This window comes from Eubacterium sp. MSJ-13 (genome assembly GCF_018918235.1).
Classification (GTDB): domain Bacteria; phylum Bacillota; class Clostridia; order Lachnospirales; family Lachnospiraceae; genus Butyribacter.
Map to the genome: position 1 here is coordinate 1 of NZ_JAHLQE010000158.1, position 7,847 is coordinate 7,847.

Below are 7,847 nucleotides of genomic sequence, written 5' to 3' on the forward strand. Positions count from 1 at the left end.
CAAAAAGCCTCGATGTAGCCCGCTACACCTGCGTTTTTTGACATGCACTCTCGAAATCACATTCATACTCAATGTATCAAAGATTTAATTTTCGTTGTACTAGTACAAAACAAGCAGGAAAAAACCTTTCTTTTATCCACAAAATTTTCTCCTGCTTGTTCATCAATGCAAACACACGATTATCTATTCATATTTAATTTTTATCCACATATAACTTACAATAAATACTATATCTATACAATATATCTTTTATTTCTTTGCACTTGCCGCCTTAATGCGCGCCATCGCTCTTGCAAGTGAAGCTCTGGAATGATAATATTCACGAATACTCTGTTTCTGACGCATCTGTTCCTCGGCTCTCTCCTTCGCTTCCTGAGCTCTCGCCATATCTATTTCTTCCGGATGCTCTGCTGTTTCCACAAGCAGTGTCACACGGTTATTCATTATCTCGACAAGTCCCATTCCTACAACAGCTTCCTGCCACTCACTCTCGCCCTCCGGTTTGAAACGCATATCTCCACGGTTTACGGCGATTACCATATTTTCATGGTGAGCAAGGATTTCTTTTTCTCCATCAAATTCAGGTACTACTACAGACTCGCATTTTCCTGAGAAAAATACCCTGTTTGCAGATATAACTTTTAAATAAAACGAATTAGCCATATTACCTCATTTCTGTGTAAAACCCTTTAAAATCCAAGACTTCGTGCAAGTTAATTTTAATAATACCGAGTACATTTTGTGTTACCGATATAATCCTGCAAAAAATCTTTACTTTTAAATCTCACACGAAAATCATATTTACTCTGCGTCTTTCATAGTCTCTGCTTTCTTTTTCACATCGTCTATCGTTCCTACATTGAAGAAAGCATTTTCAGGATATTCGTCCATCTCTCCTGAAAGAATTGCCTTAAATCCACGAATTGTCTCCTCTACCGGCACATAAACACCTTTAATGCCTGTAAAGTTCTCAGCTACATGGAATGGCTGTGAAAGGAATTTCTGTATCTTTCTTGCTCTGAATACGACCGTCTTATCCTCGTCTGCAAGTTCTTCCATACCGAGGATTGCGATAATATCCTGCAATTCCTTATACTTCTGCAAAATTCCCTGAACTTCTCTTGCCACATTGTAATGCTCCTCGCCTACTATGTCAGCCTCAAGTATTCTTGATGATGACTCAAGCGGGTCTACGGCTGGGTAGATACCTTGTTCAACAATCTTTCTTGATAATACTGTTGTCGCATCAAGATGTGCAAATGTTGTTGCAGGAGCCGGGTCTGTAAGGTCATCGGCAGGTACATATACAGCCTGTACTGATGTTACGGAACCGTTCTTTGTTGATGCAATTCTCTCCTGAAGCTCACCCATCTCAGTTGCAAGTGTCGGCTGATAACCTACGGCTGAAGGCATACGGCCAAGAAGTGCTGAAACCTCTGAACCAGCCTGTGTGAAACGGAAGATGTTATCAATAAATAAAAGCACATCCTTCTGTTTCTCATCTCTGAAATACTCAGCCATTGTAAGGCCTGTCTCAGCAACACGCATACGTGCTCCAGGTGGCTCGTTCATCTGACCAAACACTAACGCTGTCTTTTTAAGAACTCCTGATTCTCTCATTTCTGTCCAAAGGTCATTACCCTCACGGGAACGCTCACCTACACCAGTAAATATTGAATATCCACCGTGCTCAGTTGCGATATTTCTGATAAGCTCCTGAATAAGTACAGTCTTACCAACACCGGCACCACCGAAAAGACCGATTTTTCCACCTTTTGCATATGGTGCAAGTAAGTCGATAACTTTGATACCTGTTTCAAGAATCTGCTCAGCAGGATTCTGTTCCTCAAATGTAGGAGGTTCTCTGTGAATCTCCCAATTAGCTTCACCCTCAGGCTGCTTATCTCCGTCAATTGTCTGTCCAAGTACATTGAAAAGACGGCCAAGTGTATCCTCACCAACAGGAACTTTGATTCCGCTTCCTGTTGCTGTTACTTCCATATCTCTGCAAAGACCCTCACTGGCTGCCAGCATGATACAGCGTACAATGTGATTACCTATATGCTGTGCAACTTCCATAACGCATTTCTTATCGCCATTCATTACTTCCAATGCATCTCTGATTGCCGGCAGGTCATCATTTTCAAACTCAACATCCACAACAGGTCCGGAAACCTGTACGATTTTTCCTGTATTCATCTCTGCCTCCATTATTATTTTATCTTTCAACATTTAACTCTACAAATCTTTGCGAAACTTTTGCAAACTTTTATTGGATTGTACGAATATAACAAATAATGTTATCAGGCATTTCTGTCACCGTCAGTACTTAATGGTGGTCTTTTCACCATTTATGTACTGCTACGAGCAACATCATAGCGAGAACGTGCCTGTGGTATTATTTGTTATATTTGTGCAATCAGCACAGCCTGCAACCTGTTTCGCAAACTATCTTTTCTTTTTGCGTTTCTGTGCCTTCGCACCCGCTATTACCTCAGTTATCTCCTGTGTAATAGCCGCCTGTCTGGCACGATTATATAAAATATCCAATTCATGCAGCATATCCTTTGCACTGTTCGTCGCATTTTCCATCGCCATCATTCGGGCGTTCTGCTCACATGAAAATGCCTCAACAAGTGCACCATACACGAAACCTACCAGATAATCAGGAACTATTCTATCCATAACCGCTTCTGCCGAAGGAACAAGTGCAAGTTCCTCTCTCGGTGCATCCACCGGAATATGCATTGCGGTAAAATCTGCTCTCTTAAGTGGAAGAAGCTGCTTTATCTCAACTTCCTCTGCAACTGCATTTACCATGGCGGTATAAATGATGTATATCTCATCAAGTTTTCCCTCATGGTACTGCTGCAAAAGTTCCTCTGATATGTTTCTTGCTCTGTTAAGAGAAGGATTCTGAACAGTGTAGTGGAACTGTTTGTCAATATGTACACCCTGCTGTTCAAAATAATGTCTTCCAAGTTCTCCGAGAACAAAAAGTTTGTTGTTTGGATGAGTCTGAAGATGCTCGTAGGCTGCTTTCATAATATTGTGGTTGTATGAACCAGCAAGACCTTTGTCCGCTGTAACTACAATATAACCTACACGCTTTTCTTCAGGCTTTTTCTCTACGGCTGAATCGGATTCAAAATATATATCTTCAAGTTCAGGCAAATGTCTCAAAATACGACTCATCTCTGACTGCAAAGCAAAGAAGTAAGGCTCTGTATCTGCAAGCATTTTCTTTGACTTCTTGAGTTTAGATGTAGAGATCATATACATGGCATTTGTGATTTTTAATGTATCCTGAATACTTCTCATTCTATCCTGAATCTCTTTAATATTTGCCATAAATATTCCTCCGATTCTATTTAGACATTTCCTTTCCTAACTCAACGATCTTATTTATCATCTCGTCAGAAATCACTTTCTTATCATCTATCTCTTTGCCAATCTCAGGATGTTTTGTATCAAACTGTCCTAAAATATCCATCTGAAGTTTCTTTACATTCTTCTTTCCAACTTTGTCAAATACACTTGCATTTGCAAGGCAGAGTGTAATAACCTGCTCATGAAGACTGAGCTGGCTGCAAAGCGGCTGTTTAAGAAGCTCCATAAGTGCTTCACCATGATCGAGCTGTGCCTTTGTAGCACTGTCAAGGTCAGAAGAAAACTGTGTGAACACTTCCATTTCCCTGTACTGTGCAAGGTCGATACGGATACTTCCGGCAACTTTCTTCATTGCCTTTGTCTGTGCCGCACCACCTACACGGGATACTGACAAACCAACATTTACGGCAGGACGCATACCTGAGAAGAAAAGATTACTCTCAAGGAATATCTGTCCATCTGTGATAGAAATAACATTTGTAGGAATGTAAGCTGATACATCTCCTGCCTGTGTCTCTATGATAGGAAGTGCCGTTATAGAACCTCCGCCAAGTTCATCACTAAGTCTGCTCGATCTCTCAAGAAGTCTTGAATGAAGATAAAATACATCACCAGGATAAGCCTCACGACCAGGTGAACGCTCAAGCAAAAGTGAGATTGCTCTGTATGCAACGGCGTGTTTTGAAAGATCATCATAAACTATCAAAACATCTTTTCCTTTATGCATAAAATACTCTGCAAGTGCTGTTCCTGCATATGGAGCAATATACTGTAATGATGCCGGATCACTTGCAGTAGATGAAACTACGATAGAATAATCCATTGCATCATGTTTCTTTAATGTATTTACGATTTTTGCAACCGTTGAAGCTTTCTGTCCTATTGCGACATATACGCAGATAACATCCTTGCCTCTCTGGTTGATGATAGTATCTGTAGCTATAGAAGTCTTACCTGTCTGTCTGTCACCGATGATAAGCTCACGCTGACCTCTTCCTATAGGGAACATAGAGTCAATCGAGAGAATACCTGTCTCAAGCGGTGTATCAACCGATTTTCTGTCCACGATACTTGGTGCTTCCTGCTCAACAGGGAAATAATCGTCTTCCTTTATATCTCCCTCGCCATCAATAGGCTCACCTAATGCATTTACGACTCTTCCGAGAAATGCATCTCCGACAGGAATACCTGCCTTTTTCTTTGTTCTTACAACTTTTGTTCCCTCTTTGATACCGAGGTCACTGCCAAAAAGAATACATCCGATTTCATTCTGTCTTATATCCTGAACCATTCCCTTGACACCGTTTTCAAAAGTTACGATTTCACCATACATTGCATGGTCTATACCATATATTGTTGCGATTCCGTCACCGACCCAGATAACCTCTCCGGTTTCTCTTGCCGAATCGTCCCAATCAAAATCTTCTATCTCTTTTTTAATTATAGATATGATATCTGTTGCGCTAATAGCTCCCAACAAATTCACCTCCCAGTCATTTTTCGTTCCAACTGGCTCAACCGCCATGTGAAACTCTTATCATATTCTTCCATCTTTGTCTTAACTACATATCCGCCAAGTAACGAAGCATCCACACTTTCAGATAATTCAACGGTATATTCTGGATATTTCTTTTTAATATCATCCTTTATACTCTTTATCTCATCCTGCGACATTTCCTTTGCACTTGTTACTGTGGCACGAAGAATGTGATTTTTTTCATCCCAATATTCATGGTAAGCCTTGAAAATATCGCTAAGTTCATCGGCATTACCTACTTTGCACATTTCCTTTATGAAATTTGCGATTACGGACGAAAGTTTTGCTTTTTGGAAAATATCATCAATCACTTTTTCCTTCTTGTCAAGACTGACAACAGGACATTCCAAAACTTCTTTCAGAACAGGTGTAAGTGACAATATATCCTCTGCATCATTTACATCTTTTCTGTCCACCGACAGATCGTACAAAACCTTTGCACTATTTACTGCTGTTTGCGTCACGGCTATCACCTGTCTCTAAAATTTTTCTTGCTGCTACAACGGCGAGTTTTGCAATCTCTGCCTGTGTTGCCTGCATTGCTTTTTCATGCTGAGCCTCGATGTCTCTCTTGGCTTTCTCTTTCAAGCGTTCTGTCTCAACTCTGATGTCTTCCATCTGGGAATTGTAAGCCTCATCAGCACGCTCCTTAGCATCTGCTAATATCTGGTCAGCCTCAATCTTTGCTGTCTTAATCTTGTCGTGATATTCTTTCTTAAGTTTGTCAGCCTCGTCTTCTGCATCCTTAGCACTCTTGAACTGATTATTTATCATTTCCTCTCGTGCATTGATGACATTCATAACAGGCTGAAATAAAAACTTTTTGAATATCGCATATATGACAAGCAGATTAACAACTGTCCATAAAATATTCCATGGGTTTATACTTAACATATATTGTCCTTCTTTCAACAATCCATTAAAAAAACATAGTCTGTATCAACAATATGGTTATTGTCTGCACATTTGACAGACAATAACTCACGGTCAATGTTTATCTTATTTAAGAAGTAAGATGATAAGAAGTGCGATAACGAAACCGTAAATAGCTGTTGCTTCTGCAAGTGCACAACCTAAAAGAAGTGAGCTGCTGATTTTTCCTGATGCTTCAGGCTGTCTTGCGATAGCGTCTACTGCTGAAGATGTTGCCTTACCGATACCAAGACCTGCTCCGATACCTGTTAAAACTGCGATTCCTGCTCCGATTGCTACTAATAATGTTGTTGACATAATATTAATCTCCTTTTCTGTTTCTTTTAAATCTTTTCTTAAATTTTAGGTTTTATCTTTTTTAACCTTATGTTGCTATCTAATCTTTAATCAATTTTCACTCAATATAAAATCTTATCTTCCTAAATTTGTACTGTATTTAAGAAGTCTGTTTTCAAAAAACCTTACTGTACTATTCCGTTTCTGTGGCTTCTTTTATAAACAATGCAGTCAGGAATACAAAGACATACGCCTGGATAAGACCGTCAAATATATCAAAGTACATACTGCAAAATGCCGGTAATACTGCCGGAACTACAAGTTTTAAAAGCTCCATGACTACAAATGAACCAAGTACATTTCCGAATAGTCGCATACACAATGAAAGTGGCCTGATAAATATCTCCAATATATTGATTGGTAATATTATAGGCATTGGTTCAGCAAAACTCTTGAGCCACCCTTTTGTACCTTTCTGACGAATACCCGAAACTTCGATAAGAATAATACTCATCAGTGCAAGTGCTATGGTGACATTCATATCTTTTGTCGGTGGTTTAAATCCTAAAAGACCGATAAGGTTCGCTATTCCTATGTAAATAGCCACCGATGCAAGATACGGTATGTATGCTGTACCGTTTTCACCGACTGTACCTTTAAAGAAATTGTACAATCCACTCACCGCTGTTTCCAAAACAAGCTGTTTACGACTAGGATTTTCTATACTCAGGTTTTTGACAAGCAGAACACATAAAACAAGAACTGCAAGCATTATTATCCATGTCACGACTACCGATTCATATACAGGTATGCCGCCAAATATTGGAATAGTAAATACTGTATCACAGTTCAGTTCTTCCATCAGACTCTCTACCAGAGTATCCACACTATTCACCTCCATCTTATTTTTTAAGAAAGACATGATATCCAAATACCTGCATCGAAACTAAACATTTTACCTGCTGCATTTCAAATGGCATTTGTAACATTTTTATGTCAATCTTCCTTTAACGACTGCTATTATAACTACAGCACTTCCGATATGTAAAAAGTATTTTTGACATATCGGTTATGTAATTTTTATATACTAAATTTTACCTGAATATGCTATTATTACTATATGTTAATTTTCTGTAAACTCGGCTTAAAGACTGATTTTTCACGCATTGAGCTGCGTTTATATATTAAAACTAAGACAATAAATACATGAAAAATTCTAGATTTAAAGGAGAAAAATTATGGGAAATATTTTAATAAAAAAAACACCTGCAAAAATAAATCTTACACTTGATGTTACAGGAAAACTTGAAAACGGATACCATACATTATCCATGATAATGCAGAGTATAGATGTATGTGACGAACTTTCATTTGAAAAGATAACTGACGAAGAGATTCTTTTTTCAATGAACAAAGAACTCCCCGACAAAATACCTGCCGAAAAAAATCTTGTATATAAAGCCGCAAAACTTATGAAAGATACCTTTGATATCGAAGGTGGATTTAAGATACATCTCACAAAGAATATTCCTGCCGCTGCCGGACTCGCAGGCGGAAGCTCCGACTGTGCCGCCACACTTATCGGAATAAATGAATTGTGCGGACTTGGGCTTGATACCGAAAAACTGTGCGAAATAGGTTTAAAACTCGGAGCTGATGTGCCTTTCTGCATAAGAAAAGGCACGATGCTTGCAGAGGGCATAGGTGAGAT

General features: G+C 39.1%; 9 protein-coding genes. 1 reads left to right on the forward strand and 8 read right to left on the reverse strand.

The genetic code is table 11. From position 1 onward, the window contains the following. Window positions 1-249 precede the first annotated feature (249 nt). The 8 genes from atpC to KQI69_RS09725 form a co-directional block, all read right to left on the reverse strand. The gene (gene atpC / locus KQI69_RS09690; protein ID WP_216565178.1) at window positions 250-663 is read right to left on the reverse strand and encodes an ATP synthase F1 subunit epsilon; all 414 of its coding nucleotides are present in this window, start codon (window positions 661-663) and stop codon (window positions 250-252) included. Window positions 664-801: 138 nt separating this feature from the next. Then, on the reverse strand, window positions 802-2,199 hold the full coding sequence (atpD, locus tag KQI69_RS09695; protein WP_216565179.1) for a F0F1 ATP synthase subunit beta: 1,398 nt from the start codon (window positions 2,197-2,199) through the stop codon (window positions 802-804). A 249-nt stretch (window positions 2,200-2,448) separates the two neighbouring features. Then, window positions 2,449-3,351, reverse strand: coding sequence for an ATP synthase F1 subunit gamma (atpG, locus tag KQI69_RS09700; protein WP_216565180.1), 903 nt, complete (start codon window positions 3,349-3,351; stop codon window positions 2,449-2,451). 16 nt (window positions 3,352-3,367) lie between these two features. Then, on the reverse strand, window positions 3,368-4,867 hold the full coding sequence (gene atpA / locus KQI69_RS09705) for a F0F1 ATP synthase subunit alpha (protein ID WP_216565181.1): 1,500 nt from the start codon (window positions 4,865-4,867) through the stop codon (window positions 3,368-3,370). A 5-nt stretch (window positions 4,868-4,872) separates the two neighbouring features. Then, window positions 4,873-5,391, reverse strand: coding sequence for an ATP synthase F1 subunit delta (gene atpH, locus KQI69_RS09710; RefSeq protein WP_216565182.1), 519 nt, complete (start codon window positions 5,389-5,391; stop codon window positions 4,873-4,875). Continuing rightward, the gene (gene atpF / locus KQI69_RS09715) at window positions 5,369-5,821 is read right to left on the reverse strand and encodes a F0F1 ATP synthase subunit B (protein ID WP_216565183.1); all 453 of its coding nucleotides are present in this window, start codon (window positions 5,819-5,821) and stop codon (window positions 5,369-5,371) included. Before atpF ends, atpH begins: the two co-directional genes overlap by 23 nt. A 105-nt stretch (window positions 5,822-5,926) precedes the next feature. Beyond that, on the reverse strand, window positions 5,927-6,157 hold the full coding sequence (atpE, locus tag KQI69_RS09720) for an ATP synthase F0 subunit C (RefSeq protein ID WP_022224257.1): 231 nt from the start codon (window positions 6,155-6,157) through the stop codon (window positions 5,927-5,929). 172 nt (window positions 6,158-6,329) lie between these two features. Next, entirely contained in the window at window positions 6,330-6,998 is a 669-nt protein-coding gene (locus KQI69_RS09725; RefSeq protein ID WP_216565185.1) for a F0F1 ATP synthase subunit A, read from the reverse strand. A 376-nt stretch (window positions 6,999-7,374) separates the two neighbouring features. On the opposite strand from KQI69_RS09725, the gene ispE reads away from it, so the two are divergent. Continuing rightward, a partial coding sequence (ispE, locus tag KQI69_RS09730) for a 4-(cytidine 5'-diphospho)-2-C-methyl-D-erythritol kinase (protein ID WP_216565184.1) occupies window positions 7,375-7,847 on the forward strand: 473 nt, incomplete at its 3' end.

What these genes read in the sequence shown, in the direction of transcription:
- atpC (WP_216565178.1), bottom strand. Translation starts at nt 663, where the DNA reads ATGGCTAATTCGTTTTATTTAAAAGTTATATCTGCAAACAGGGTATTT.
- atpD (WP_216565179.1), bottom strand. Translation starts at nt 2,199, where the DNA reads ATGAATACAGGAAAAATCGTACAGGTTTCCGGACCTGTTGTGGATGTT.
- atpG (WP_216565180.1), bottom strand. Translation starts at nt 3,351, where the DNA reads ATGGCAAATATTAAAGAGATTCAGGATAGAATGAGAAGTATTCAGGAT.
- atpF (WP_216565183.1), bottom strand. Translation starts at nt 5,821, where the DNA reads ATGTTAAGTATAAACCCATGGAATATTTTATGGACAGTTGTTAATCTG.
- atpE (WP_022224257.1), bottom strand. Translation starts at nt 6,157, where the DNA reads ATGTCAACAACATTATTAGTAGCAATCGGAGCAGGAATCGCAGTTTTA.
- KQI69_RS09725 (WP_216565185.1), bottom strand. Translation starts at nt 6,998, where the DNA reads ATGGAAGAACTGAACTGTGATACAGTATTTACTATTCCAATATTTGGC.